Origin of the sequence: Streptomyces alfalfae (genome assembly GCF_004127445.1) — a bacterium.
In the GTDB taxonomy this organism is placed as follows: domain Bacteria; phylum Actinomycetota; class Actinomycetes; order Streptomycetales; family Streptomycetaceae; genus Streptomyces; species Streptomyces alfalfae.
The window spans coordinates 1-25,893 of the sequence record NZ_QEXM01000015.1; the positions used below are offsets into that span (position 1 = coordinate 1).

Consider the following 25,893-nt stretch of genomic DNA (forward strand, 5'->3'; position numbering starts at 1 on the left):
CCCCGGGCCCCTTCCGCATGCCCCGACCCTTCCGCCCACCCGGCCCATTCGCGTCCTCGGCGGTCCTAGGTCGAAGGGCTGATCAACTGCGCGGCGCTCCTGCTGTTAGCCTGCACTTGCATATAGGTTGCAATAAGCGGATGCACTCAGCAGAGCAGCAGTCGGAGGGCTCGCACCATGGCCATTTACACGCTTCCTGAACTCCCGTACGACTACGCGGCGCTCGAGCCGGTGATCAACCCGCAGATCATCGAGCTGCACCACGACAAGCACCACGCGGCGTACGTGAAGGGCGCGAACGACACCCTGGAACAGCTGGAGGAGGCGCGCGACAAGGAGACGTGGGGCGCCATCAACGGCCTGGAGAAGAACCTGGCCTTCCACCTCTCCGGCCACATCCTGCACAGCATCTACTGGCACAACATGAACAGCCCCAAGGACGGTGGCGGCGGCGAGCCGCTGGCCGCCGACGGGGTGGGCGAGCTCGCGGACGCGATCACCGAGTCGTTCGGCTCCTTCGCCAAGTTCAAGGCCCAGCTCACCAAGGCCTCGGCGACCACGCAGGGCTCCGGCTGGGGCGTCCTCGCCTACGAGCCGCTCAGCGGCCGCCTCATCGTCGAGCAGGTCTACGACCACCAGGGCAACGTCGGCCAGGGCTCCACGCCGATCCTGGTCTTCGACGCCTGGGAGCACGCCTTCTACCTGCAGTACAAGAACCAGAAGGTCGACTTCATCGAGGCCATGTGGCAGGTCGTCAACTGGCAGGACGTGGCCAAGCGCTACGAGGCCGCCAAGCAGCGGGTGAACAGCCTCCTGCTCGCCCCGTGAGAACGTCCCGCCTCGTGATCGTCTTCTCAACTTTCGCCGGGGCGGGCGGATGAGGGAAAGGCCCCCGTGAGGACGTGACTCACGGGGGCCTTTCGGTCGCCGGGGTTCCGCGGGAACGTGTCGGCATGGTGGACGAGAAGCACTGCCCCACATGCCGACAACTGCACCTGTTCCGCAGGGTCACTCCGGCCGAGGAGGTGCACATCGCCCGGGAAGTGGGTGTCGCGGAGGCCCGCGGCTTCTGGCGCTGCACGAACCCGGGCTGCCTCTGGGTCCAGCCGTACCACGTGCAAAAGCGGGGCTTCGAGCTGCCGAAGGAGACCTTCGGCTAGGGCCGGGGCGCCCCTACGGGAGGCGGCCGGTCAGTCGAAGATCGGGCCCTGCGTCCGGGTGCGCTTGATCTCGTAGAAGCCCGGCGTCGACGCCACGAGCAGCGTGCCGTCCCAGAGCTTGGCGGCGGCCTCGCCCTTGGGGGCGGGGGTGACCACGGGGCCGAAGAAGGCGACCTGCTCGCCGTCGGCGCCGGGGACCGCGATCACCGGCGTGCCGACCTCCTGGCCCACCTTGTCGATGCCCTCCTTGTGGGAGGCGCGCAGCTCGGTGTCGTAGGCGTCGGAATCCATGTGCTCGACGAGGTCGGCGGGCAGACCCACGTCCTTCAGGGCGCCGGCGACCGCCTCGCGGGTGGGGCCCTCGCCGCGGTTGTGGAAGCGCGTGCCGAGCGCGGTGTACAGCTCCCCGACGATCTCGTCGCCGTGCTTCTGCTGGGCGGCGATGACGACGCGGACCGGGCCCCAGGCCTTGGTCTCCAGCATTTCCCGGTATTCCTCGGGCAGCTCGTCGATCTTGTCCTCGTTCAGGACGGCGAGGCTCATCACGTGCCAGCGGACCTGGACGTCGCGGACCTTCTCCACCTCCAGCATCCAGCGGGACGTCATCCACGCCCAGGGGCACAGGGGGTCGAACCAGAAGTCGACAGGGGTCTTGCCGGTGTTCTCGGACATGTCTCTCCCTAGGGAATGTGTTCGGCGCCTGGGCAGGGGAACGTCGGGGGCGCACCGGGGCATTCCCGGATGTCGGCCGCCGACGGCACATGCGAGGATCTAGACATTCGTACGAGTCATGCGGCATGCGCGTCATGTGGCATGCGCGTCACGCAACCAAGCGAGTCACGAAGGAGTGCCGCCCGTGCCCGGTGAGAATCTGTCCCGCGACGAGGCCCATGAGAGGGCCGCGCTGCTGTCCGTCGATGGCTACGAGGTCTTCCTCGACCTGCGTTCGGCGGTCGGCGAGAGCGGTCAGGAGCCGCGCACGTTCCGGTCGGTGACCACGATCCGCTTCCGCGCCGAGCCGGGCGCCGCGAGCTTCGCGGACCTCATCGCGCCGAGCGTCACGGCCCTCTCGCTCAACGGCAGGGACCTCGACCCCGCCGAGGTCTTCGACGGCACCAGGATCGCGCTCGAAGACCTGGCCGAGGAGAACGAACTGGTGGTGGACGCGCAGTGCGCCTACAGCCGCACCGGCGAGGGCATGCACCGCTTCGTCGACCCGGAGGACGGCGAGGTCTACCTCTACACCCAGTACGAACCGGCGGACTCCCGCCGTGTCTACGCCAACTTCGAGCAGCCGGACCTGAAGGCTCCCTACCGCTTCCAGGTGCAGGCCCCCGAGGGCTGGACGGTGTGGTCCAACGGCGTGGGTGAGCTGTCCGACGGCGTCTGGAGGTTCGCCGAGACCAAGCCGATCTCGACGTACATCACGACGGTCGTGGCGGGCCCCTACCACCACGTCGAGGACCGGTACGAGCGCGTCCTCGCCGACGGCACGCGCCTGGAGATCCCGCTCGGCGCGATGTGCCGCAAGGGCCTCGCCCCGCACTTCGACGCCGACGACGTCTTCCTGGTGACGAAGCAGGGCCTGGACTTCTTCCACGACAACTTCGACTACCCCTACCCCTTCGGGAAGTACGACCAGGCCTTCGTGCCGGAGTACAACCTGGGCGCGATGGAGAACCCGGGCCTCGTGACGTTCCGCGAGGAGTTCATCTTCCGCGGCAAGGTCACCCAGGCGTCGTACGAGCGCCGGGCCAACGTCATCCTCCACGAGATGGCGCACATGTGGTTCGGCGACCTGGTCACCATGCGGTGGTGGGACGACCTGTGGCTCAAGGAGTCCTTCGCCGACTTCATGGGCTCCTTCTCCATGGTCGAGGCGACGCGCTTCACCAACGGCTGGATCACCTTCGCCAACAACCGCAAGGCCTGGGCCTACCGCGCCGACCAGCTCCCCTCCACCCACCCGGTCACGGCCGACATCCGCGACCTGGAGGACGCCAAGCTCAACTTCGACGGGATCACGTACGCCAAGGGCGCCTCGGTGCTCAAGCAGCTCGTGGCGTACGTCGGGCGGGACGCGTTCCTGGAGGGCGCCCGCCGCTACTTCAAGCGCCACGCGTACGGCAACACGGTCCTCGGCGACCTGCTCTCCGTCCTGGAGGAGACCTCGGGGCGCGACATGGCCGCCTGGTCGCGGTCCTGGCTGCAGACCGCGGGCGTCAACTCCCTGACCCCGCAGGTCATCCTGAACGCGGAGGGCCGCGTCACCGAGCTGTCCGTGCTCCAGGAGGCCGCCGAGTCCCACCCCGAGCTGCGCCCGCACCGCGTGGCGGTGGGCCTCTACCGCAGGGCCGCCGGCGGCGCCCTGGAGCGGTACGCCCGCGCGGAGGTCGACGTCGAGGGCCCGCGCACGGTCGTGGCCGAGCTGGCCGGTGAGCAGGCTCCCGAGCTGGTCCTGGTCAACGACGACGACCTGACCTACTGCAAGATCCGCTTCGACGAGAACTCCCTCGTCACGCTGCGCGAGCACCTCGGCGACATCACCGACCCGCTCGCCCGCGCCCTGTGCTGGTCCGCCCTGTGGAGTCTGACGCGGGACGCGCTCATGCCCGCGCGGGACTTCATCGGGCTCGTGCTGCGCTTCGCGGGCCGGGAGAGCGACATCGGCGTCCTGCAGATGCTGCACGCGTGGACCAACTCCGCCCTCACGCACTACGCCGCGCCCGAGTGGCGCGAGGAGGGCTCCCGGTCCCTCGCCGAAGGGGCGCTGCGGGAACTGCGGATCGCCGAGCCCGGCAGCCAGCACCAGCTGACGTGGGCCCGCTTCCTCGCCGCGGTGGCGTCCTCCCCGGCCGACCTCCAGCTGCTCCAGGGCCTGCTCGACGGCACGGCCAAGATCGACGGCCTGGACATCGACCAGGAGATGCGCTGGGCGCTGCTCGCCCCGCTGGCCGCGCACGGCGCCGCCGACGAGGAGGTCCTCGCGGCGGAGCTGGCCCGCGACGACACCGCCTCCGGCAAGCGGCACCAGGTGCGGTGCCTGGCCGCCCGTCCCTCGGCGGCCGTCAAGGCACAGGCGTGGGCCTCCGTGGTGGAGTCGAGCGCCCTGTCGAACGCGCTGGTCGAGGCGACGATCTCCGGGTTCTCGCAGCCGTCGCAGCGGGAGCTCACCGCGCCGTACGTCGCGAAGTACTTCGACGCGATCGAGCGGGTGTGGGCGGAGCGGTCCATCCAGATCGGCATGGACGTGGTGCGGGGCCTGTTCCCCCACCTCCAGTCCGACGAGGCGACGCTGGCGGCGGCGGACGCCTGGCTCAGCGCGCACGAGGCCGCGGCCCCGGCCCTGCGCCGCCTGGTCCTGGAGGCCCGCGACGACCTCGCCCGCTCCCTGCGGGCCCAGGCCTGCGACGCGTCCTAGGCCGCGTCCGGCCCCGTCCCCGGGCGTCCCGCGTCTCCAGCGCGGGGTCACCCGGGGGCGGCCCGGGGAGCCTCGGGACCCCTGGACACCTGTCCTAACCGAGGGACCACGCGCAGGTGAATCGCGGTGCCGGGAGTTTTCTCCGCGGGCCCGGGGGCCAGAGATCATCGGTGGTCGAACGCCCGTGCTTTAGGGCAGAGTTGTCCGGGTTTGACGACGGACGTGTAACAGCGGTTAGGGAGCCGCCCCGGAAAGGGAACGACCCGGGCATGAACCACGAAACCCCGCTCTCCCCCCTCCCCCTCCAGCACCTCACGGACGCCCGCCCCCGCGTCATGAGCGCCGCCCAGCTCCGCACGCACGGCGTCTCCACCGCCGACGCCGGCGCGCACTGCCTCCCCGGCGGCCCCTGGCGGCAACTCCTGCCCGGCGTGTGGCTCCTGCACCCGGGCCCGCCGACCAGCGAGGAACGGCTGCACGGCGCCCTGTTGTACGCGGGGCGCCCACCGGTCCGCCAGGCGAAAGCCGTGCCCGCGCAGCCCGGCGCGGGCGAGCCCCACGCTTCGTACGCCGACGCGATGGTCACCGGCCTCGCCGCCCTCGCCCTGCACCGCTTCACCTCCGCTCCCCCGCTGCTCTCGCTCGACCGCGTCGACATCCTGGTGCCCCGCACGCGCCGCCTGCGGTCCGTGGGCTTCGCCCGGCTCGTGCGCAGCGCCGCGATGCCGACCACCCAGCAGATCGCCGGGTTCCCGGTGGCGCCGGTGCCGCGCGCCCTCGCCGACGCGGTGGCCCAGCTCGTCGACGCGGGCGCCGTGCGCCGGCTGCTCACCGAGGCGGTGCGCGGCGGCCACTGCGAACCGGTGGCCGTGGTCCGCGAGTTGCGCAACGCCCGGCTGCTGTCCCTGCCGCACGTCGTGGACGCCGTCGACTCGCTGCTCGCCGAGGGGCGCGCCATCGCCGAGGACCGGCTGTACCGCATGGTCGCCGAGCACGGCCTGCCCGCGCCCCTGTGGAACGTGGACCTCCGGCTTCCGGGCGGCCCGCGGCTCGGCAGCGTCGACGCCTACTGGCCCGACCAGGCCGTCGCCGTGGAGCTGGACACCCGCGCGCCCCGGCAGGGCCTGCGGCACGACGACGACGCCCTGTGGTCGGCGTACGCACGCAAGCGCGAGCACCTGGAGCGGCTCGGCATCACGGTCGTCCACCTCACCGGGCAGAAGCTCAGGGACGCCCTCGACCAGCAGGCCACGGTCGTCCGTACCGCCCTGATGGCGTCGCACGACCGGGACCCGGCGGCGTATGTCGTGGTGCTCCCCCGTTAGCGGCCCGTGCTACCGGTCGCCGCAGAACTCGGCGTCGACGACGGCCCCCGCGTCTCCGCCAGGGCCGTTGAAGTTGAGCGCCAGCGCATGGCGGCCGTCCGCCGTCGCCACGGCCAGGGACGACGAGCCGTGGATACCGCCGTCATGCCCCCACACCACCGTGCCGCAGGAGGTGGGGAAGGGTGCGATGCCGAGCCCGTAGCGCCCTTCGGGCCGGTTCGCGTCCCTCGGCACGGTGGTCTTCATCTCCGCGAGCTGCTTCTTCGGCAGGAGCTTTCCGCGCAGCAGGGCCGAGTAGAAGCGGTTCAGGTCGGCCGAGTCGGAGATCATCTCCCCCGCCGCCCCCGCCACGGACGGGTTGAGCCGTGTCACGTCGTGGTTCTTGGCGCCCGGCTCGTCGGACAGCCGGGTGTAGGCCCTGGAGCTGGGCTTCGGCAGGTCCGGCCGGACACCGGGGACACTGGTGCCGCGCAGCCCGAGCGGCTCGATGACGCGCTCCTTGATCTGCTCCGCGTAGGGCGTGCCCGTGACCTTCTCGATGATCATCGCAGCGATGACGTAATTGGTGTTGGAGTACTTCCAGCCCTTGCCGGGAGCGAAGTCCGGCTCGTGGCGCATGGCGAGGGCGACCTGCTGCTCCGGGGTCCAGGTGTCGTAGCGGTGGGCGAGGAACGCCTCGCCGAAGACTCTCCGCTGGAACCACGGGTCGGCCGTCACGTTGTAGATGCCGCTGGTGTGGTTCAGGAGCTGGCGCACGGTGATCCGGTCACCGTCGTGACCGTGCCCCTCCACGACCCCGGGCAGCCAGCGCCCCACCGTGTCGTCGAGGTCGAGCGCGCCCTCCGCCTCCAGTTGCAGCACGACCGTGGCCACGAACGTCTTGGTGACGCTGCCGATCCGGTAGTGGTCCTGGCTGCCGCGCGGGCGCTGCCGGGTCAGGTCGCCGAGTCCCGCCGCGGAGTCCCAATCGCCGTGCCGGTCCCTGACCTGCACGGTCACGCCCGGGGCGTCCGCGTCGAGCGCGGCCTCCATCGCGCGCTGCGTCGCCCGGTGCCGGTCGCCGCCGCCCTGCCCGCCCCCGGGCCCCGCCGCGAGTGCCGGCGCCGCGAGCACCCCCGCCGCCACCGTCACGGCTGCCGCTGCCGCCACTGACGTCCATGTCCTGCGCACGGTCATGTGCCGTCCCTCCCGTTGTCTGATCATCGGCCCGAAGGACCCGCGGGCTCCCGGCGAGGTTGAGCGGGGCACGAGGGTTGAGCCGAAATCAGCCCTTCCGCAGGATCAGCTCCGTGTTCCTGTCGCCCGCCTCCCCGCCGAGCGCGGGCTTCGCGCCGGGGGCGTTGAAGGACAGTTCGCGGTACAGCGCGGCCAGGCCGGTCTGGGAGAGGTCGGCGAAGTCCGTGCGGTGCGGGGCCGCGGACTCGATGAGCGTGGTGAACAGGGAGACCGTGCCGTCGTGGTTGTCGGTCAGCTCCACCACCCGCGCGAGCTGCGGGAAGTCGATGTGCGACGCGGTGGAGACCTCCCAGAAGGAGCCGTGGGCGGTCCGGTGCGGGGTGATCGCGTTCTTGTGGCTGTGCCCGTTGACCCAGGCGAGGACCGAACGGTGCCGGCCGAGCAGCGAGACGATCTCGTCGCCGCCGTGCCGCGCCTCGGCGGGCCGCGACGGGTCCTGGCGGAGGTTGCGCATGGTCCGGCTGGTGTGGTGGCTGAAGACGACGACGTACGAAGGGCCGCCGGCCCGCCGCTCGTTGGCCGCCAGCTCACGCTCCAGCCAGCGCAGCTGCCGGGTGCCCAGGGAGCCCTCGTAGTGCCCGGCCGGGTCGGTGCTGTCCAGGCTGATGCCGAGCACGTCGTCGCTGACGCGGAAGGAGTAGTACTGGGTGTCCGCCGCCAGGTTCTCCTCGGTGTAGCCGTGGCCGACGGGGCCCGCGCCCCGGTGGGCGGGGTCCAGATGCGCCCTGACGTACTCGGCCGGGGTGAAGGGCGCACGTGACGCGTCCGGCGTGACCGAACGCATGCGCCGCGCCTCGGACTCCAGCAGCTCCTTGAACCGGGCCCCCTTGGGATCGCGCCCCTTCTTCACCGCCTTCCACAGGGCGGCGCCCCGCGTCTCGTCGAGGGACATCAGTTTCTTGCCGCCGACGGCGAAGTCGGTGAGGTACGGGTCCCTGGGCGCCCAGCAGCCGCCGGGCAGCGCGTCGTGGTTGCCGACGGTGGAGTACCAGGGCAGGGCGAGGCCCGGGCTGTTGACCGCGCGGATCGCCGCGTCGAGGAAGCCGTGCAGCCGCGGGAAGCCGAGGCTCTTGTCGGCGTCGCGCAGGGCGTCGTCGGGGTGCCAGTACAGCGGGAGGCCGCTGGCCTGCACGCCCTCGTAGCGGCGCGGGTCGCCGGTGTTGGGGGTGATGCGGCCGCCGCTCATGACCTTGAGGTACCAGTCGAGTTCGGCGCGGGAGTTGTTGTCGGTGTTGTCGCCGGTCGTCACGACGCAGTGCAGGGGGCCGCCGGTGGCGGGCGCGCCGCGCAGGGCGTTGACGCGTTCGACCAGGGAGACGGCCCCGGCCACCGAGAGGGACTCGTGCGGCCGCCACGCGCTCGCGGTCTGCGCCCGCAGGTACTCGTACCGCAGCGGGTGCTGTACGTCGACCAGGTGCAGGTCGGTGAACTGCACGAACGCGGCGAGCGCGGTCCTCCGCTCCTCGCGCCCCGCCTTGGCCGCCGCGAGGTCCCCGCGCACGACGCGACGCCAGGCGGGCCCGTCGCCGAGCCGCCGGTAGCCGGAAGAGCCGCGCGGGGCGGCGACGGTGAGCAGGGTGGTGCCGCCCTTGTAGGGCGCGAGGGGCGCGGCGGGCGCCTGCCGTGAGCGCGCCACGGCGGTGCGGCCCAGGGGCGCCGCGTTGCCGGAGTCCGCGCCGGGGCCGAGGGTGTGGCCGATGCCCGCGGAGAGCGCGACGGCTCCGGTGGCGGCGAGGAGGGCGCGGCGGTCGATGCCGGCGGCTGCGGTGGCGACGGTGCGTGTGCGCGGCATGGCGCGGTCTCCCCGGGTGCGAACGCGTCGGCAGTGGTCGCGAGGGCCCCGGGACCGTTTCGGACCCGCGGATTCCTCACTCGTACTGGATCGTTGGCAGCGGGGATGGCCTGCGCGTGAACGAGACGGCAACACGCCGCACCGATCACCGTACGTGGATCACCGGGCACCCTACGCGGTCACGCACCTCTCCACGGCTGGAAGGGAAGCGGTCACTCCGCGTTCACCTCGCGGGGAAGCGGAGGCTCAGGGCGCGGGGTCGGCGGGCCGGCCGCGCCCGGCGGCGGGGCGGTCGCGCCAGAGGCCGAGGCCGATGTCGACGAGCCCCACGCGGTCGAGGCCGGGGACGGACTCCAGGGGGTGCCAGGCCGCGAGGTCGGTGGAGCCGTTGGTCTCGTGGCGCAGCTCGCCGCCGGTGACGCGGCCCTCGTACACGATGCGCAGCCCGTGGAAGTCGGCGACGGCGCCGAGTCTGCGGGGGTAGCGGCGGCGCAGGCTGTCGACGCCGAGGAGGGTCACGGGCTCCACCACGTAGCCCGTCTCCTCGTCCGCCTCGCGGATGACCGTGTCGTAGGGGTCCTCGCCGTGGTCCATGCCGCCGCCCGGCAGCGTCCAGCGTCTGCTGCCGTCGCCCGCGACCCAGCGGGCGAGGAGGATATGCCCGTTCCGCACGCATACGGCGTAGGCCGCCACCCGGAGTTCTTTCTGCACGGGTTGACGCTAGACGCTTCGCTGTGAGTTGACCCCTGGTCCGTGGGTTCGCGTGGCCGGCCGCGAGGTCCCCCGCGTGCCGCCGAAGCATCGCCGGGGGCCCGGCCCCCGGGTCAAGTCCCGCTATAGGCCCCCTTGTCCACGATGGCGTATGGCGGAATTGCGTCACGCACTGATCACAGCTCGGACAACTCTCCCCAAACACCTGTCACTTAAGTAAAGCTGAGCGGTCATCCGACCCCGGATTTCGGACCCGTCCGAAAATCGGCGGCCGGATCACCCTCTCCCGACCTTCACGTACAGGGATGCCGATGCCCAGATCCAGTTCCAGCGCCAGACGCGCGCCCCGTCTCGCGATAGCCGTCGGTCTCACCGCCGCGCTGTGCGCGACCGGGGCCGTGCCCCTCGCCTTCGCGGCGGACGAGACCCCCGTGCCCGCCCCCAAGTCGACGGACGGCAAGCTCGGCGCCGCCGACGCCGACCTGCTCGCCGACGCCAAGGCGGAGGGCGAGAAGACCGTCACCATGATGGTCGCCACCGCGCCCGGCGCCACCGAGCGGGTCGCCGACCAGCTCGACGGCGTCAAGGGCGGCTCGGTCGGCCGCACCTACGACAAGCTCGGCTACGTCCGCGCGACCGTGCCGACCGGCAAGGCCGACGCGGCGATCAAGTCCGCGGCCAAGCTGTCGTCCGTGCACGCCATCGACCTGCGGCACGAGATCGAGCTGGACGACCCGACCCCGGCCGCCGACCGCGCCAAGGGCGCGGAGCGCGGCGCGCGCGGCACGTACGCGGGCCCGGACAAGAAGACCCCGGCGGACAACCCGTACAACCCCTCCGCCGAGACCGGCGCCGTGGACTTCGTGAAGAAGCACCGCAAGGCCGACGGCCGGGGCGTCACCATCGGCATCCTCGACTCCGGCGTCGACCTCGGTCACCCGGCGCTCAAGAAGACGACCACCGGCGAGCGCAAGATCACCGACTGGGTGACGGCGACCGACCCGATCGTCGACGCGGACAGCACCTGGCGCCGCATGACCAACCCGGTCAGCGGCCCCACCTTCACCTGGGACAGCGAGACGTGGAAGGCCCCGGCGGGCTCCTTCCAGGTCAACCGCTTCCGCGAGTCGGCCACCACCGGCGGCGACGCCAAGGGCGACATCAACCGCGACGGCGACACCACCGACAGCTGGGGCGTGCTGTACGACCCGGCGGCCGGCACGGTCCGCGTCGACCTGAACGACAACAACGACTTCACCGACGACGAACCGATGAAGCCGTACAAGGACGGCCACCAGGTCGCCTACTTCGGAAAGGACGACCCGGCGACCGACGTCGTCGAGCGTGTCCCGTTCGTCGTCGAGATCCGCAAGGACGTGCCGACGGACCCGTACGGCGGCGACTGGGTCGGCAAGAAGGCCGACTTCGTCAACATCGGCGTCATCGAGTCCGAGCACGGCACGCACGTCGCGGGCATCACCGCGGCGAACGGCCTGTTCGGCGGCAAGATGAACGGCGCCGCCCCCGGCGCCAAGCTCGTCTCGTCCCGCGCCTGCACCTGGACCGGCGGCTGCACCAACGTCGCGCTCACCGAGGGCATGATCGATCTCGTCACCGAGCGCGGCGTCGACATCGTCAACATGTCGATCGGCGGCCTTCCGGCGCTGAACGACGGCAACAACGCGCGCGCCGAGCTGTACACGCGCCTCATCGACACCTACGGCGTGCAGCTGGTGATCTCCGCGGGCAACTCCGGCCCCGGCGCCAACACCATCGGCGACCCGTCCCTGGCCGACAAGGTCATCTCGGTCGGCGCCTCCATCTCCAAGGAGACCTGGGCCGCCAACTACGGCTCCCAGGTGGAGAAGAAGTACGCGATGATGCCCTTCTCCTCGCGCGGCCCGCGTGAGGACGGCGGCTTCACGCCGATCATCTCCGCCCCCGGTTCGGCCATCAACACCACCCAGACCTGGCTGCCGGGCTCCCCGGTCGCCGAGGCGGGCTACAAGCTGCCGGCCGGCTACTCCATGCTGCAGGGCACGTCGATGGCGTCCCCGCAGGCCGCGGGCGCCTCGGCGCTCCTGCTCTCCGCCGCCAAGCGCGAGAAGATCGACCTGACCCCGGCGAAGCTGCGCACCGCGCTCACCTCGACCGCGGACCGCATCCGCGGCGAGCAGGCGTACGCCCAGGGCACCGGCCTGATCGACGTCGTCGACGCCTGGGAGGCCATCGAGGACGACGCCACGGCGCACACGTACACGGTGAAGGCCCCGGTCGACACCGCCCTGGAGCAGGAGCTGAAGAAGCCCGGCACCGGCGTCTACGACCGTGAGGGCGGCCTGAAGACCGGCCGGAAGCGGACGTACGACGTCACGATCACCCGCACCTCCGGCCCCGACCGCGGCGTCCGCCACGAGCTGGAGCTGGAGAACAACCACGAGGGCACGTTCAAGCTGCTCGGCGACGACGACGTCACGCTGCCGCTGAACAAGCCGGTCACCGTCAAGGTCCAGGCGAAGGCGAAGTCGGCCGGTCTGCACAGCGCGATCCTGACCGTCGACGACGAGCGCACCGAGGGCATCGACCACCAGATCATGTCGGCGGTCGTCGTCTCGGCGCCGCTCGCGAAGCCGTCGTACACGTTCTCGGCCAAGGGCTCGACGCAGCGCAACAGCCCCACGTCGTACTTCGTGACCGTGCCGAAGGGCGCCAAGTCCCTCGAAGTCGCCCTCGGCGGCCTGAAGGGCAAGAGCCAGACGCGCTTCATCGCGATCCACCCCTACGGCGTCCCGGTCGACTCCACCTCGTCGATCGTCTGCTACCCCAACTACGAGAACCCGGCCAACACCTGCCGCGCGGACCTGCGTTCGTACGCCGAGCCGCAGGCGGGCGTCTGGGAGATCGAGGTCGAGTCGCGCCGCACGTCGCCGCTGCTCGACAACCCCTACGAGCTGAAGGTCGCCGCCCTCGGCGTCGACTTCGACCCGGCCGTGCAGACGCTTCCCGAGGCCAAGGTCGGCACCCCGGCGCCGGTCACCTGGAAGGCGAAGAACAACTTCGCCGCGGTCGACGGCCACCTGAAGGGCGGCTCCCTCGGCTCGGCCAAGTCGGCCCGCCCGAGCATCGCCCAGGGCGCCGTCCAGACGTCCACGGTCGTCGTGCCCGCGGGCGCCGAGCGGCTCGACGTCGTCATCGGCTCCCCCGCGGACATCGCCGCCGACCTGGACCTGACGCTCAAGAAGGACGGCGCGGTCGTCGGTTCCTCGGCGGAGGGCGATTCGGAGGAGTCCGTCTCGCTGACGAAGCCGGCCGCCGGTACGTACACGATCGAGGTGACGGGCTACTCGGTGCCGTCCGGCACGACCGCGTACGACTACCGTGACGTCTTCTTCTCGGGCGCCCTCGGCAGCGTCACCGTCGACGAGGCCCAGCAGACCAAGCTCGGCAACGGCGAATCGGCGCAGGTCGAGGCCAAGGTCGAGGCGAAGGCCCCGGCCGCCGAGGGCCGCGAGCTCTTCGGCGAGGTGTCGCTCGTGAACGCCCGCGGCACGGCGGCGGGCAGCGGCAGCGTGAAGATCGAGAAGGTCACGCCGTAACGGTGTGACCGGACGGGTGCGACCGGCAGCCTTGACCGGGCGCGCATGGTCGGGCAGGTCCGACCAGCAGCCCTGGCCGGGCACGCATGGCCGGGCAGTTCCGACCGGCAGTTCTGGCCGGGCACGCCTGGTCGGGTGCGCATGGTCGGGCAGGTCCGACCGGCAACCCTGACCGGGCACGCATGGCCGGGCAGGTCCGACCAGCAGCTCTGGTCGGCAGCGCCTGGCCGGGCAGTTCCGACCGGCAGTTCTGGCCGGGCACGCCTGGTCGGGTGCGCATGGCCGGGCGCGCATGGCCGGGCAGGTCCGACCAGCAGCTCTGGTCGGGCAGCGCCTGGCCGGGCACGCCTGGTCCGTGATTGTGGAGAAGTCCCGCTGGAATGCCGCCTTCGCGCGGATTTCGGCGGGACTTTTCCGCGTCCCCGCGTGGAGTCAGCCCCCACCCCCGCAGCTGAGCCTCTTCGCAGCCGGGAGGGCCTGCAGGATCAGCGTGCGGAGGCGGGCGCGTTCCTTGCCCACCGCCCAGTCGGACGGTTCGGCGGACCCCTTGCCGAACGCGACCAGGACGCGGTCGCCCGCCTTCAGGCGGGGGTCCGCCTCGCGGTCGAGCGGAAACCTGACCGTGCCGCTGCCCGACTCCGGCTTGATGTGGCGCGTCACGTCGACCGTGACCCGGTCCTGCGAGCCGCCCGGCAGCGGGTCGACCGCCGTGACCGTGCCTTCCACGATCAGCCGCGCGCACGCCACCAGGCCCCCGGCGCCGGGGGAGGCGTCCGCGCCGCCGTCCGGTTCGCCCTTCGCCTCGGACGCCACGCTCGCCCCGCTGTCCTTGTCGGCGGTGCCCTGCCCGGCGTCCACCGCCAGCCACCCGAGCCCGCCGGCCAGGGCGGCGGCCACCGTGGCGGCGACCGCGCCGAGCGCCACGCCGGCGCGGCGGCGGGCCGTGCGCGGGGGCCGCAGCGGTACGGCCGTCCGCCGCGACGGGCCCGCGGCCAGGGCGTCGCCCACCACGGCGAGCCGCTCCCGCAGCACGGCGACGTCCGCGAGGGCCGCCGCGTGCTCGGCGGCGAAGCCGGGGTCGCTCCTGGCCTCGTCGGGGACGGGCTCGTCCGTGATCGCGGACATCAGCGCGTCGCAGTCCCGCTCCTCCTCTTCCGGCACCGTCACACCACCTCCCCTTCGTACAGCCGCGCCCGCAGGAGCCGCACCGCCGTGTGCAGCCTGCTCTTGACCGTGCCCTCGGGGACACCCAGCTCGTCGGCGATCGCCCGCACCGGCAGGTCGGCGTAGAAGCGGAGCACCACGACCTGCCGCTGGGCGGCGGGCAGCGCGCCGAGGCCCTGCGCCACGGCCAGCGACAGGGCCCGCGCCTCGGCGCCGTCCTCGTCCGTCGCCTCCCGCCACAGCACGGCGAGGCGCTCGCCGAGCCGCTCCTGTCTGCGCCGGGCCCGGTGCCAGTCCATGGCCAGGTTGGAGGCCACGACCGCCGCCCACGCGGAGACGTCACGCGGCGCCTCGCGCCCGTCCGCGGCCCGCTCAAGGAGCTTCAGCCGCACCTGCTGGACGCCGTCGGGGAGGTCGGCGTACGGCACGCCGCCGAGGGCGAGCACCGCCCGCACCCGGTCCACCTGCGCCGGAGCGAGCGGGTCCGGGCCGCGCGGGTCCGCCCCTGCCGCCCCCTGCGTCTTCGGCGCGCGGCGCGCCTTTCCGCGCAGCAATGTGCGCCTCCCCTCCCCGCGTTTCCCCTACGACGCGCGGGACGCCGGGAACGTTCGGCGAGCCGCCGGGGGATGTTCACCGGGCCGACCGGGAAATGTGGCGTCCCGCACCTCGGACAATGGATTGGACAACGCGGCACTGGAGAGACGCATCATGGAGCCACCCCGCACCAGACCGGCCGAGGTCACGAGGCCGCACGCACAAACGGAGGAAGTCCCTGTGAAGGTCGGAATCGTCGGAGCCACCGGTCAGGTCGGCACGGTCATGCGCAAGATCCTCGCCGAGCGGAAGTTCCCGGCCGACGAGCTGCGCCTGTTCGCCTCGGCCCGCAGCGCCGGGACGGTCATCGACGGTGTGACCGTGGAGGACGCCTCCACGGCCGACTACACGGACCTGGACATCGTGCTGTTCTCGGCCGGCGGCGCCACGTCCAAGGCCCTCGCCGAGAAGGTCGCCTCCCAGGGCGCCGTCGTGATCGACAACTCCTCCGCCTGGCGCCGGCACCCCGAGGTCCCCCTCGTCGTCTCCGAGGTGAACCCGCACGCGATCAAGGACCGCCCCAAGGGCATCATCGCCAACCCGAACTGCACGACGATGGCCGCGATGCCCGTCCTGAAGCCGCTGCACGCCGAAGCCGGCCTCGAAGCGCTGGTCGTCGCCACCTACCAGGCGGTGTCCGGTTCCGGCCTCGCCGGGGTGGAGGAGCTGTTCCAGCAGGTCAAGAAGGTCGGCGACGCCGCCCCCGACCTCACGCACGACGGCTCGTCGGTCGAGTTCCCCGAGCCGGACAAGTACGTCGCGCCGATCGCGTACAACGTCCTGCCGATGGCCGGTTCCGTCGTCGACGACGGTCTGAACGAGACGGACGAGGAGCAGAAGCTCCGCCACGAGTCCCGCAAGATCCTGGAGATCCCGGAGCTGAAGGTCTCGGGCACGTGCGTGCGCGTCCCCGTCTTCACCGGCCACTCCCTCCAGGTCAACGCCCGCTTCGCGCGTCCGCTGAGCCCGGAGCGCGCCACCGAGCTCCTTGAGGCCGCCGAGGGCGTCGTCGTCACGGAGGTGCCGACGCCGCTGGTCGCCGCGGGCAAGGACGACTCCTTCGTGGGCCGTATCCGCAACGACGAGACCGTCGAGAACGGCCTGGCCTTCTTCATCTCCGACGACAACCTCCGCAAGGGCGCGGCGCTGAACGCCGTCCAGATCGCGGAGCTCGTCGCGGCGGAGCTCAAGGGCTGACGCACGTCCCGCGCGTAGGGGGGCGGTCACCGTTCGTCGGTGGCCGCCCCTGCCGCTACCCCTGTGGCTCTGCCGTGGACGCGTCGGCGGGGGTGTCCCGCGCGTGGGCCACGGCGATCAGGGCGAGCGCCGAGAGCCCGCCGCCGAGCCACAGGACGGCGCCGGCTCCGCCGCCGTCCGCGACCCGGCCGCCCGCGAAGGCGCCGAGCGCGATCGCCACGTTGAAGACGCCCGCGAAGAGCGCGGACGCGGCCTCGCGGGCGTGCGGGGCGGCGGCCATCACCCAGTTCTGGGCGGAGACCGAGACCCCGCCGTACGCCAGGCCCCAGGCGATGAGCAGCACCCCGGACGCGGCGAGCGAGCCGCCCGCCGGGACCAGCAGGAGCACCACCGCGCCGAGCCCCGCGCTGATGGCGAGCAGCGCCCTGCGCGGATCGCGGGCCGCGACGGCTCCGCCCGCGAAGTTCCCGACGATGCCGGCGGTCCCGTAGGCGAGGAGCAGCCCGCTGACGAGGCCCGCGCCGATGCCGGGCAGCCGTTCGAGGACGGGCCGCACGTAGGTGTACGCGGCGAAGTGCCCGGTCACGAGCAGTGTGACCGCGATCAGCCCGGCGCGCAGCCGCCTCACCCGCAGCAGACCGGCGAACGCGCCGAGCCGCACCCCCTCGCCCGCGGGGAGCCGGGGCAGCAGCACGGCGAGCAGCGCCGCCACGCCCAGCGCGAGCACGGCGAGGGCCGCGAACCCCCAGCGCCAGCCGGCCAGCTCACCGAGGAGCGTCCCCGCGGGCACGCCGAGCACGGAGGCGACGGCGATGCCGCTGAAGATCACCGCGGTGGCGCGCCCGGCGCCCTCCGCGCGGACCAGACGCACCCCGAGCCCCGCGGCGACGGCCCACACCCCGCCGATGCACACGCCGACCAGGACACGCGCCGCGAGGAGCACGCCGAAGCCGGGGGCGAGCGCGGACGCCAGGTTGGCGGCGGCGAGCAGGACGAGCAGGACGCACAGGACCGTACGCCGGTCGGCGCGGCGCACCGCGACGGGCAGCAGCGGGGCGGCGAGCGCCGCGACCACCCCGGGCAGGGTGACGGCCAGCCCGGCGTTGCCGTCGGAGACGCCGAGCCCGGAGCCGATGGAGGTGAGGAGGCCCACGGGCAGCATCTCCGTGGTGACGACGGAGAAGGTGGCGGCGGCGACGGCGAGCACGGCGAGGCGTCCGCGCTCGGGCTGCCCGCCCCGCACGGGCGACCGGCCCGTCCCGCTCGGCCTGATCCGCTTGCCCGCCCTGGTCCGCTTGCCCGGCCTGCTCTGCTTGTTCGGTGTGTGGTGTGTGCTCTGCGGCATGCCATCCACCCTGTGACGAGCCCGCGGGGGGAACAACGCCGCAGATCTCATCCTTGTATGAGCCGGAGTCATCGATGCGGCGGCACGAATGGAGGCGTTCCATGGGGGCGGTGGAGCGTGGCCTGGAGATCCGCGAACTGGAGTGCTTCCTGGTGCTCGCCGAGGAGTTGCACTTCGGCAGGACGGGCGAGCGCCTGTACGTCTCGCAGAGCCGCGTCAGCCAGCTCCTTGCCGCGCTGGAGCAGCGGATCGGCGCCCGGCTCGTCGAGCGCACGAGCCGCCGGGTCGCGCTGACCCCGCTGGGCACGCGGTTCCTCGCCGAACTCCGTCCCGCCTACGAGGACCTGTCGTCGACGGTCGAACGGGCGAGGGCGGCGGCGCGGGGCGTGGAGGGCACGCTGCGGATCGGTTTCCAGGGGACGGCGGACACCCGTCTGATGGCGGCGATAGCGGCGTTCCAGGAACGCCACCCGGCCTGCACGACCCAGATCCTGGAGATCCCGTTCGCCGACCCCTTCGGCGCGGTGCGGCGCGGTGAGGTGGACACGGCGATCGTGCTGCTGCCGGTGGCGGAGACGGAGCTGGTGCTCGGGCCGGTCTTCTCCCGCGAGCGCCAGACGGTGGCGGTGTCGGTACGGCACCCCTACGCGCGGCGGGAGTCGGTGACGGCCGCGGAGCTGAAGGAGACCCCGCTGATCGCGGCCACGGCCCCGGCCCCCGCGTACTGGCGTGCGGCCCACGCCCCCTCGGACGTGCCCGCACCGGAGGTCCGCACGCTCCAGGAGGGTCTGACGCTGGTGGCGGCGGGCCGGGGCGCGATGCTGCTGTGCCGGCCGACGGCGGAGTACCACGGCCGCAAGGACGTCGTCTTCGTACCGGTCGACGGCCTGCCGGACTCCGTCCTCGGGATGGTGTGGCACCGGGACGGGGAGACGGCGCGGGTACGGGAGTTCGCCCACGCCCTGCGGACGTGCTGATCAGTCCCCTCGGCGCACCTCGTACTGGAAGCAGCCGTACTCCACGGCCCGCACGTGGACGAGGGCGACCGCCGGGTCGGCGAAGGCCTCGCCGAAAGCGGCGTCGAGGTCGTCCGCCGCGGCCTCGGTGATCTCCAGCAGCCGCCCGCCGACGATCCGGCCGCGGGCGTCGTACCGCCGCAGCACCCGCAGCGTCCCGGCCCTGGAGAACGGGTACCCCTCCCGCCCCTCCTCGGGCCCCGCGCACGGTTCGGCGTGGATGAAGACGGGCCCCTGCTCGTCGTAGGCCCCGGGCGCCGCCCCGCTCCCCGCGGCCCAGCGCCGCAACGGCGCGTACGACACGAGCGCGACGCGCTCACCGGGGGCGACCCGCCGCAGGCAGCAGCGCAGGGGACTCCCGCCCTCGTGATCGACGTACGGAACGCATTCCCGCCCGGCGTCATCACACCGCCGCAGCTCGGCGAGGGTTCCGGGGTCGATGGGGCGAGGCGTGTAAGCGGTACTCATGGGTCGAGCCTCGCGCGGGAAGGGCCGGGAGGCTGGCGGTTTTCGGACGGGGAACTCGGGCCGCAAACACGTCAGAGCCCGCCCGGCGACGGGCCGAGCCAAGACACCGGGCGCGACGCGCAGCCAGGCGCTCCGAGCCCACCCGACGGTCAAGGACGAGCGCGGCGCACGGCCAGGAAACTGAAGCCTGCCCCCGACGATCGAGCACGAGCGCGGCGCTCAGCCAGGACCTGAAGCCCGTCCGGCGATTGAGGACGAGCCAGGCGCAGCCGGCGACGGGCCGAGCCAAGACGCCGGGCGCGACGCGCAGCCAGGCGCTCTGAGCCTGTCCGGCGATTGAGGACGAGCGCGGCGCAGCCCGCGACGGGCCGAGCCAAGACGCCGAGCCAAGACGCCGGGGCCGAGCCCGGCTACGGCCGCCCGTCCGGCATGGGCGGACGAAGCCCCCGCTCGGCCGAGCCAGGAGCACCCCGCCGCCCCGAAGGCCGCGGCAGGGACCGCCCCAAGGCCCAGGGGCCAGACCTCGCCGCGAGGACCACCGCGTTGGCCGCCTCCCCCCGCACGTCCTCGTAGTGCCGCAGCCCCGCCTCCCGGTCGGCCCCCGCGTACGCCAGGCACTGCGCGAGCGCCCGCGCGTCGAGCACCGCCTGGGAGCCGCTCTCGGAGCCCACGGGGTACGAGGGGCACATGGGGTGCGCCGCGTCCCCGAGCAGCGTCACGGGCCCCCGCCCCCACCGGGCCAGCGGGTCCCGGTCCACCATCGGGCACTCCAGGATCTGCCGGGTCCCCGCGATCAGCGCGGGCACGTCGAGATCCGCCATCCGCCACCCGGCGAAGTGCGGCAGGACGTCCGAGAGCCGCCCGGAGCGATTCCAGTCGGCGGGCCCGGCGACGGCCTGGTGGTGCGCGGGCGGGAACCGCACCTCCGCCACCCAGCTCAGCAGCGCCCGCCCCCGCTCCCGCGCCTGCCGCGACACCGGGTGGACGACGAACTTCGCGGTGTCGTCGGCCGCCATCGCGATCGTCTGCCCGCCCAGCACCGGAAGCCACTCCGTGATCCCGCGCCACATCCGCACGCCGCTCCACAGCGGCGGCCCCTCCCCGGGGTGCAGCGTGGCCCGTACCGCGGAGTGCAGCCCGTCCGCCCCCACGAGGGCCCGCACCCCCACCCCGTACTCCCGGCCCCGCTCCATGTCCCGCAGGATGACGCGCAGCCCGGCCCCCTCGCGCTCGGCGAGTCGGACGAAGGCGGTCCCCGTCCGCACGGCGTGGTCGCCGAGCCGGTCGCGGACGGCGTCCAGGAGCATGAGCTGAAGGGCCCCGCGGTGCAGCGAGTACCGCGGCCAGGGGTGCCCGAGCGCGAGGCCGCACGGCTCGCCCCCGACCCGCTCGCCGTGCCGGTCGAAGTGGACCGCGGCCTCGGGCGCCACCGCGGTCGCCGCGAGCCCGCCGCCGAGGCCGAGCTGCGTCAACTCGCCCACCGCGTACGGCAGCAGGTCGACCCCCACGCCGACGGGCCGCAGTTCGTCGACCGGGTCCACCACGCGTACGCCGATGCCCGCCGCGTGCAGGCTCAGCGCGGCCGTGAGCCCGCCGATGCCCGCTCCCGCCACCAGTACGTCGATCATGGCCGCCGCCCCCTGTGGTCCCGGTGGTCCCCTGCGGACGCGCGGAGCGTAGCGGGAGCGGCGGCACGAGAACAATGGGCCGGGCGGCCAGGCGAACCCGCATGGAAGGATGGCCGGAAACACCACAAGTGCACCCGCTCGTACCCAGGGGTCCGCACCAGCGAGATCCCACCCGTCGTACCCGAGGAGATGACCGCGTGCCCGGCACCAATCTGACCCGCGAAGAGGCGCAGCAGCGGGCGAAGCTGCTCACCGTTGACTCGTACGAGATCGACCTCGATCTCTCCGGAGCGCAGGGTGGGGGTGCCTCCCCCTCGGCCGAAGGCGAGAGCGGGGGAGGCACCTACCGGTCCGTGACCACGGTGCGCTTCGACTCCGCGGAGGCGGGCGCGGAGACCTTCATCGACCTGGTGGCCCCCGCGGTCCACGAGGTCGTCCTGAACGGTCACGCCCTCGACGTGGCCGCGGTGTTCCGCGACTCGCGCATCGCGCTGCGGCACCTCAAGGCGGGCCGCAACGAGCTGCGGGTCGTCGCCGACTGCGAGTACACCAACACCGGCGAGGGCCTGCACCGCTTCGTCGACCCGGTCGACGGGCAGGCGTACCTCTACACGCAGTTCGAGGTGCCCGACGCCCGCCGCGTCTTCGCCTCCTTCGAGCAGCCGGACCTGAAGGCCACCTTCCGGTTCACCGTGAAGGCGCCCGCGGGCTGGACGGTGATCTCCAACTCGCCGACGCCCGAGCCCAAGGACGACGTCTGGCACTTCGAGCCGACGCCGCGCATCTCCTCGTACATCACCGCCCTGATCGCCGGCCCGTACCACGCGGTGCACTCCTCGTACGAGGGTCCGAACGGCCAGTCGGTGCCGCTCGGCATCTACTGCCGGCCCTCGCTCGCCGAGTTCCTCGACGCGGACGCGATCTTCGAGGTGACACGGCAGGGCTTCGACTGGTTCCAGGAGAAGTTCGACTACGCCTACCCGTTCGCCAAGTACGACCAGCTGTTCGTGCCGGAGTTCAACGCGGGCGCCATGGAGAACGCGGGCGCGGTCACAATCCGCGACCAGTACGTGTTCCGCTCGAAGGTGACGGACGCGGCGTACGAGACGCGCGCGGAGACGATCCTGCACGAGCTGGCCCACATGTGGTTCGGCGACCTCGTGACGATGGAGTGGTGGAACGACCTCTGGCTGAACGAGTCGTTCGCCACGTACACGTCCATCGCCTGCCAGGCGTACGCGGAAGGATCGCGCTGGCCGCACTCCTGGACGACGTTCGCCAACTCCATGAAGACGTGGGCGTACCGCCAGGACCAGCTTCCGTCGACGCACCCGATCATGGCGGACATCCGCGACCTGGACGACGTGCTCGTCAACTTCGACGGCATCACGTACGCCAAGGGCGCGTCGGTGCTCAAGCAGCTCGTCGCCTACGTCGGGATGGACGAGTTCTTCCGGGGCGTGCAGAAGTACTTCAAGGCGCACGCGTTCGGCAACACGCGCCTGTCCGACCTGCTCGGCGCCCTGGAGGAGACCAGCGGGCGCGACCTGAAGACCTGGTCGAAGAAGTGGCTGGAGACCGCGGGCATCAACGTGCTGCGCCCGGTCGTCGACGTCGACACCTCCGGCGTCATCACGTCCTTCGCCGTCAAGCAGGAGGCACCCGCGCTGCCCGCGGGCGCCAAGGGCGAGCCGACGCTGCGGCCGCACCGGATCGCGATCGGCCTGTACGACCTGGACGAGGCGTCCGGCAAGCTGCTGCGCACGGACCGCGTCGAGCTGGACGTGGACGGCGAGCTGACGGCCGTGGACGCGCTGGTCGGCAAGCGCCGCCCGGCGGTGATCCTGCTGAACGACGACGACCTCTCGTACGCGAAGGTGCGCCTGGACGCCGAGTCGCTGGCGTTCGTCACGGACCACATCGGTGACTTCGAGGCGTCGCTGCCGCGGGCGCTGTGCTGGGCGTCGGCGTGGGACATGACGCGCGACGCGGAGCTGCCGACGCGCGACTACCTCGCGCTGGTCCTCTCCGGCATCGGCAAGGAGTCCGACATCGGCGTCGTGCAGTCGCTGCACCGGCAGGTGAAGCTGGCGCTCGACCTGTACGCGGCGCCCGCGGGCCGCGACGCCGCGCTGGCCCGCTGGACCGAGGAGACCCTCTCCCACCTGCGCGCGGCGGAGCCCGGCGGCGACCACCAGCTCGCGTGGGCGCGGGCCTTCGCGGCGACGGCGCGTACGGACGCGGACCTGGCGCTCCTCGAAGGCCTGCTGGCCGGTACGGAGTCGATCGACGGCCTGGCCGTGGACACCGAGCTGCGCTGGGCGTTCGTGAACCGCCTCGCGGCGACGGGGCGGCTCGACGAGGCCGGCATCGCGGCGGAGCTGGAGCGGGACAAGACGGCCGCGGGCGAGCGTCACGCGGCGTCCGCCAGGGCCGCGCTGCCGACCCCGGAGGCCAAGGCCGCGGCCTGGGTGTCGGTCGTCGAGTCCGACACGCTGCCCAACGCCATCCAGGAGGCGGTGATCGGCGGCTTCGTCCAGACGGACCAGCGGGAGCTGCTCGCGCCGTACGCGGAGAAGTACTTCGCCGCGGTCAAGGGGGCGTGGGACTCGCGCTCCCACGAGATGGCGCAGCAGATCGCCATCGGGCTCTACCCCGCGCTCCAGGTGTCGCGGGCGACGCTGGACGCCACCGACGCGTGGCTCGCCTCGGAGAACCCCTCCGCGGCCCTGCGCCGCCTGATCACCGAGGCCCGCGCGGGCGTCGAGCGCGCGCTGCGGGCGCAGTCGGTGGACTGAGGTCGCCCTCCGGCCGGGCGGGGAAGCGGTGCCCTCCGGCCGGGCGGGGCTTCCCCCCCTGACCCGGCGTGGCCTGGCCTCCCCGGCTGGGCGGGCTTGGTCCCTCGGGCCGGGGCCTGGCCTCTCCCTGGCCGGGGGGGCGGGCGGTGCCTGGTCCCCCGGTTCAGCCGTGCCGCCTGGCTATGCCTCGCCGAAGACCTTTCCCACCCACCCGTCCGTTACCCGGGGTTTCGGACGGGCGGGGGGTGCTTCGGGGTTTCGGGCGGGCAGGTGGGAGACATCCGCGCGAAGCGCGGGACAGGACAGGAACGGCCCGCAGACGACGACACGGCAACCCGCCCACCGCAGGGTCCCGGGCGCGCGGGAGAGCCCGAAGCCGCGGGCGCCGCGGCTGAGGCCCCCGAGAGCCGCCCCCGCTAAGGGGCAACCGCCGCGCCGGCGGTGCGAAGCTCCGCCAGGACCCGGGCGACGGCCACCCCGCCCGCGGCCCCCTTCCGCACCGCGGCGACCACATGCCGCCGAGGGCGGTCCGCGGAGAGCCCCCGCATCACCACCCCGTCACGCCGCACCGCCGCCATCCGCGGCACCAGGGCCACCCCCATCCCCGCCTCGACCATGGCGAGAATCGCCGTCCAGCCGGAAGCGGAATGCGCCTGCTCGGGAGTGAACCCGGCCCCCTCGCACGCCGCCCGCGTGATCTCGGACCACGGCCCGCTGCCCCCGAAGATCCACGGCTCCCCCGCCAGGTCGGCGAGGCGCAGCCCCTCGGCCGCCGCCAGCGCATGGTCGACGGGCAGCGCCACGTCCAGCGGGTCGGCGACCAGCGACTCCCGGGTGAAGCGCGTGTCGGCGTCGGACGGTGCGGGCGCCTGCACCGCGAGGGACAGCGCCACGTCGACCTCCCCCGCGGCAAGGAGCTCGTACGCCTCGGCCGCCTCGGCCTCCCGTACCCGTACCGAGATGCCCGGCGCCGCCGACCGCAGCGCCCGCACCGCGGGGACGACGAGCGCGGGCACGGCGGTGGAGAAGGCCCCGACCCGCACCTCCCCCGCTTCGCCGTGCGCGTACGCGGCCAACTCCGCGTCGGCCCGCTCCAGTTGCGCGAAGACCGCTTCGGCGTGCCGCAGCACGAGGTGCGCGGCGTCGGTCAGCCTGACCCGGCGTCCATGGGCTTCGAGGAGCGGCACACCGAGCTGCTTGGCGAGGTTGGACAGCTGCTGCGAGACCGCGGACGGCGTCATCCGCAGCGCCCCGGCGGTCGCCGTGACGGTGCCCCGCTCGCTCAACGTCCGCAAAATCTGCAGCTTCTTGATGTCCCACTCGCTCATGGGGTCAACGTACCGACTGGAGGAAGGGGCCGTTCCCACCGGACGCCGGCCCTACGTGGTGCGGGCCGAGCCGAGCACGACCCCACCGAGGATCAGGCCCATGCAGAGCACCTGGAGCCACCCCATGGACTCGCCGAGGAGCGCGTAGGAGAGCAGGGCGACACAGACGGGCTGGAGGTAGTAGACGACGCCGGCGCGGGCCGCGCCGATGATCGAGATGGCCCTGTTCCAGGCGAAGAAGGCCACCGCCGAGGAGACCACGCCCACGTACAAGAGCGGGGAGACGGTGGCGACGGTCGGCTCGAAGCCGCCCTGGACGGCGTAACTGGCCACGAACACCGGCAGCAGCATCAGCGCGCCGAGCACGAACGTCGACAGGAGGAAGGGCAGCCCGCCGATCTCCGGGGGCCTGCGCCGGAGGAGCACGCTGTAGGAGCCGAAGGCGAGCGCGCCCGCGATGGTCCACAGGTCACCGGCGGCGAAGTCCATGGCGAGGGAGCCCTTGCTGACGAGGAGCAGGACGCCCGCGCAGGCGACGGACATGCCGGTCACGCGGCGCGCCCCGAGCCTGGTCCCGCCGGCGCGTTCGTACACGGCCATCAGGACGGGCGAGGCGGCCATGATCATGCCCATGTTGCCCGCGGTGGTGGTCGTCCCCGCCTGGTTCACCAGGGTGTTGTAGACGGTGACGCCCAGCAGGGCGGAGAGCAGCAGGAACCGCAGGTGCCCGCGGAGGAGCCGCCGTTGCCGCCAGGTCTCCCGCAGCGCGAAGGGCGCCACGGCCGCGATGGCGATGATCCAGCGCCAGAACGCGTGCTGGATGGGCGGCACGGTGTCGTGCAGCGCCCGGGAGGTGACGAAGCTGCCCGACCAGACGACCGTGGCGAGGACCGCGAGGCCGATCCCGGCGCCGATGGGGCGGGCGGCGCTCGCTCCCGCGGCCTGAGCGGCGCCGTGCGGGGTCCGGTCGAGGAGTGTCACGTGGTATCCCTTGCCTGCCTTCCCCGCGCGGGGCGGCGGGGATGTCGAGTGCGGTACGGGACTACCGTGACAGCAGGACACTCATCAGGTCCATCGAAACTTTACGACGCTTCCATTAAGGCGTGACGAACGG

General features: G+C 72.8%; 19 protein-coding genes. 8 read left to right on the forward strand and 11 right to left on the reverse strand.

What is annotated here, in order from left to right:
- Nucleotides 1-177 precede the first annotated feature (177 nt).
- A complete protein-coding gene (locus tag DCW30_RS04990; RefSeq protein ID WP_062773926.1) occupies nucleotides 178-828 on the forward strand; it encodes a superoxide dismutase in 651 nt (216 codons plus the stop codon).
- 125 nt (nucleotides 829-953) lie between these two features.
- Nucleotides 954-1,160: a hypothetical protein gene (locus DCW30_RS04995; RefSeq protein WP_076686345.1), complete on the forward strand. Its 207-nt coding sequence runs from the start codon at nucleotides 954-956 to the stop codon at nucleotides 1,158-1,160.
- Between the two features lie 30 nt (nucleotides 1,161-1,190).
- On the opposite strand, the gene DCW30_RS05000 is transcribed toward DCW30_RS04995, so the two are convergent.
- Nucleotides 1,191-1,832, reverse strand: coding sequence for a mycothiol-dependent nitroreductase Rv2466c family protein (locus DCW30_RS05000; protein WP_062773930.1), 642 nt, complete (start codon nucleotides 1,830-1,832; stop codon nucleotides 1,191-1,193).
- Between the two features lie 184 nt (nucleotides 1,833-2,016).
- On the opposite strand from DCW30_RS05000, the gene pepN (DCW30_RS05005) reads away from it, so the two are divergent.
- Together pepN (DCW30_RS05005) and DCW30_RS05010 are read left to right on the forward strand one after the other, a co-directional pair.
- Nucleotides 2,017-4,581 (forward strand): aminopeptidase N, encoded by a 2,565-nt coding sequence (gene pepN / locus DCW30_RS05005; RefSeq protein WP_076686343.1) that lies wholly within the window; start codon nucleotides 2,017-2,019, stop codon nucleotides 4,579-4,581.
- A 269-nt stretch (nucleotides 4,582-4,850) separates the two neighbouring features.
- On the forward strand, nucleotides 4,851-5,906 hold the full coding sequence (locus tag DCW30_RS05010) for a hypothetical protein (protein ID WP_076686342.1): 1,056 nt from the start codon (nucleotides 4,851-4,853) through the stop codon (nucleotides 5,904-5,906).
- A 9-nt stretch (nucleotides 5,907-5,915) separates the two neighbouring features.
- Here the strand turns inward: DCW30_RS05010 and DCW30_RS05015 are convergent, their stop codons facing one another.
- From DCW30_RS05015 to DCW30_RS05025, 3 genes are all read right to left on the reverse strand, one after another.
- A complete protein-coding gene (locus tag DCW30_RS05015) occupies nucleotides 5,916-7,082 on the reverse strand; it encodes a serine hydrolase domain-containing protein (RefSeq protein WP_076686340.1) in 1,167 nt (388 codons plus the stop codon).
- A gap of 88 nt (nucleotides 7,083-7,170) precedes the next feature.
- Nucleotides 7,171-8,934 carry a TIGR03767 family metallophosphoesterase gene (locus tag DCW30_RS05020; RefSeq protein WP_076686338.1) on the reverse strand — a complete coding sequence of 588 codons (1,764 nt, stop codon included), beginning with the start codon at nucleotides 8,932-8,934 and terminating at the stop codon, nucleotides 7,171-7,173.
- 246 nt (nucleotides 8,935-9,180) lie between these two features.
- Nucleotides 9,181-9,645 carry an NUDIX hydrolase gene (locus tag DCW30_RS05025; RefSeq protein ID WP_076686337.1) on the reverse strand — a complete coding sequence of 155 codons (465 nt, stop codon included), beginning with the start codon at nucleotides 9,643-9,645 and terminating at the stop codon, nucleotides 9,181-9,183.
- 311 nt (nucleotides 9,646-9,956) lie between these two features.
- On the opposite strand from DCW30_RS05025, the gene DCW30_RS05030 reads away from it, so the two are divergent.
- A complete protein-coding gene (locus tag DCW30_RS05030) occupies nucleotides 9,957-13,241 on the forward strand; it encodes a S8 family serine peptidase (protein ID WP_079250142.1) in 3,285 nt (1,094 codons plus the stop codon).
- 432 nt (nucleotides 13,242-13,673) lie between these two features.
- Here the strand turns inward: DCW30_RS05030 and DCW30_RS05035 are convergent, their stop codons facing one another.
- The gene (locus DCW30_RS05035; RefSeq protein WP_205576615.1) at nucleotides 13,674-14,408 is read right to left on the reverse strand and encodes a hypothetical protein; all 735 of its coding nucleotides are present in this window, start codon (nucleotides 14,406-14,408) and stop codon (nucleotides 13,674-13,676) included.
- Nucleotides 14,405-14,959 carry an RNA polymerase sigma factor gene (locus DCW30_RS05040; RefSeq protein WP_076686334.1) on the reverse strand — a complete coding sequence of 185 codons (555 nt, stop codon included), beginning with the start codon at nucleotides 14,957-14,959 and terminating at the stop codon, nucleotides 14,405-14,407. The genes DCW30_RS05035 and DCW30_RS05040 overlap by 4 nt, the downstream gene beginning before the upstream one ends.
- Nucleotides 14,960-15,179: 220 nt before the next feature.
- On the opposite strand from DCW30_RS05040, the gene DCW30_RS05045 reads away from it, so the two are divergent.
- Nucleotides 15,180-16,196: an aspartate-semialdehyde dehydrogenase gene (locus DCW30_RS05045; protein WP_076686332.1), complete on the forward strand. Its 1,017-nt coding sequence runs from the start codon at nucleotides 15,180-15,182 to the stop codon at nucleotides 16,194-16,196.
- Nucleotides 16,197-16,251: 55 nt separating this feature from the next.
- Here the strand turns inward: DCW30_RS05045 and DCW30_RS05050 are convergent, their stop codons facing one another.
- The gene (locus DCW30_RS05050) at nucleotides 16,252-17,541 is read right to left on the reverse strand and encodes an MFS transporter (protein ID WP_079250141.1); all 1,290 of its coding nucleotides are present in this window, start codon (nucleotides 17,539-17,541) and stop codon (nucleotides 16,252-16,254) included.
- A gap of 101 nt (nucleotides 17,542-17,642) precedes the next feature.
- On the opposite strand from DCW30_RS05050, the gene DCW30_RS05055 reads away from it, so the two are divergent.
- A complete protein-coding gene (locus DCW30_RS05055) occupies nucleotides 17,643-18,518 on the forward strand; it encodes a LysR family transcriptional regulator (RefSeq protein WP_076686330.1) in 876 nt (291 codons plus the stop codon).
- Here the strand turns inward: DCW30_RS05055 and DCW30_RS05060 are convergent, their stop codons facing one another.
- Nucleotides 18,519-19,025, reverse strand: a complete 507-nt coding sequence (locus DCW30_RS05060) for a DUF1203 domain-containing protein (protein WP_076686329.1) — start codon at nucleotides 19,023-19,025, stop codon at nucleotides 18,519-18,521.
- Nucleotides 19,026-19,435: 410 nt separating this feature from the next.
- Complete coding sequence (locus DCW30_RS05065) at nucleotides 19,436-20,653, reverse strand: FAD-dependent monooxygenase (protein WP_079250140.1); 1,218 nt, start codon at nucleotides 20,651-20,653, stop codon at nucleotides 19,436-19,438.
- Between the two features lie 197 nt (nucleotides 20,654-20,850).
- On the opposite strand from DCW30_RS05065, the gene pepN (DCW30_RS05070) reads away from it, so the two are divergent.
- Complete coding sequence (gene pepN, locus DCW30_RS05070) at nucleotides 20,851-23,451, forward strand: aminopeptidase N (protein WP_076686327.1); 2,601 nt, start codon at nucleotides 20,851-20,853, stop codon at nucleotides 23,449-23,451.
- Nucleotides 23,452-23,867: 416 nt separating this feature from the next.
- Here the strand turns inward: pepN (DCW30_RS05070) and DCW30_RS05075 are convergent, their stop codons facing one another.
- Both DCW30_RS05075 and DCW30_RS05080 read right to left on the reverse strand, forming a co-directional pair.
- Entirely contained in the window at nucleotides 23,868-24,779 is a 912-nt protein-coding gene (locus tag DCW30_RS05075; RefSeq protein WP_076686325.1) for a LysR family transcriptional regulator, read from the reverse strand.
- 51 nt (nucleotides 24,780-24,830) lie between these two features.
- The gene (locus DCW30_RS05080; RefSeq protein ID WP_237283572.1) at nucleotides 24,831-25,694 is read right to left on the reverse strand and encodes a DMT family transporter; all 864 of its coding nucleotides are present in this window, start codon (nucleotides 25,692-25,694) and stop codon (nucleotides 24,831-24,833) included.
- Nucleotides 25,695-25,893 lie beyond the last annotated feature (199 nt).